This window comes from Streptomyces sp. NPDC031111 (genome assembly GCF_055570675.1).
In genome coordinates this window covers 1-1,414 of the sequence record NZ_JBVIGS010000061.1, presented here as the reverse complement: position 1 = coordinate 1,414, position 1,414 = coordinate 1, and the positions used below count along the sequence as shown (strand labels likewise).

Annotated in this window: 1 rRNA gene; it reads right to left on the bottom strand. The window is 56.3% G+C overall.

What is annotated here, in order from left to right:
* Positions 1–22: 22 nt before the first annotated feature.
* A 23S ribosomal RNA gene (locus tag ACZ470_RS40500) occupies positions 23–1,414 on the bottom strand; the annotation flags it as partial.

Sequence of the window (1,414 nt, the reverse complement as noted above, 5' to 3'; positions counted from 1 at the left end):
AACACAGTGGACGCGAGCAACTGAGGACAAGCCCTCGGCCTATTAGTACCGGTCAACTCCACACGTTACCGTGCTTCCATATCCGGCCTATCAACCCAGTCGTCTACTGGGAGCCTTACCCTCTCATGGAGGTGGGAGTCCTCATCTCGAAGCAGGCTTCCCGCTTAGATGCTTTCAGCGGTTATCCCTCCCGAACGTAGCCAACCAGCCATGCCCTTGGCAGAACAACTGGCACACCAGAGGTTCGTCCGTCCCGGTCCTCTCGTACTAGGGACAGCCCTTCTCAAGACTCCTACGCGCACAGCGGATAGGGACCGAACTGTCTCACGACGTTCTAAACCCAGCTCGCGTACCGCTTTAATGGGCGAACAGCCCAACCCTTGGGACCGACTCCAGCCCCAGGATGCGACGAGCCGACATCGAGGTGCCAAACCATCCCGTCGATATGGACTCTTGGGGAAGATCAGCCTGTTATCCCCGGGGTACCTTTTATCCGTTGAGCGACGGCGCTTCCACAAGCCACCGCCGGATCACTAGTCCCGACTTTCGTCCCTGCTCGACCCGTCGGTCTCACAGTCAAGCTCCCTTGTGCACTTACACTCAACACCTGATTGCCAACCAGGCTGAGGGAACCTTTGGGCGCCTCCGTTACCCTTTAGGAGGCAACCGCCCCAGTTAAACTACCCATCAGACACTGTCCCTGATCCGGATCACGGACCCAGGTTAGACATCCAGCACGACCAGACTGGTATTTCAACGACGACTCCACCCGAACTGGCGTCCGAGCTTCAAAGTCTCCCAGCTATCCTACACAAGCCGAACCGAACACCAATATCAAACTGTAGTAAAGGTCCCGGGGTCTTTCCGTCCTGCTGCGCGAAACGAGCATCTTTACTCGTAGTGCAATTTCACCGGGCCTATGGTTGAGACAGTCGAGAAGTCGTTACGCCATTCGTGCAGGTCGGAACTTACCCGACAAGGAATTTCGCTACCTTAGGATGGTTATAGTTACCACCGCCGTTTACTGGCGCTTAAGTTCTCAGCTTCGCCGGCCCGAAAGCCAGCTAACCGGTCCCCTTAACGTTCCAGCACCGGGCAGGCGTCAGTCCGTATACATCGCCTTACGGCTTCGCACGGACCTGTGTTTTTAGTAAACAGTCGCTTCTCGCTGGTCTCTGCGGCCACCCCCAGCTCAAGGTGTAAAACCCATCACCAGGAATGGCCCCCCTTCTCCCGAAGTTACGGGGGCATTTTGCCGAGTTCCTTAACCATAGTTCACCCGAACGCCTCGGTATTCTCTACCTGACCACCTGAGTCGGTTTAGGGTACGGGCCGCCATGAAACTCGCTAGAGGCTTTTCTCGACAGCATAGGATCATCCACTTCACCACAATCGGCTCGGCATCAGGTCTCAG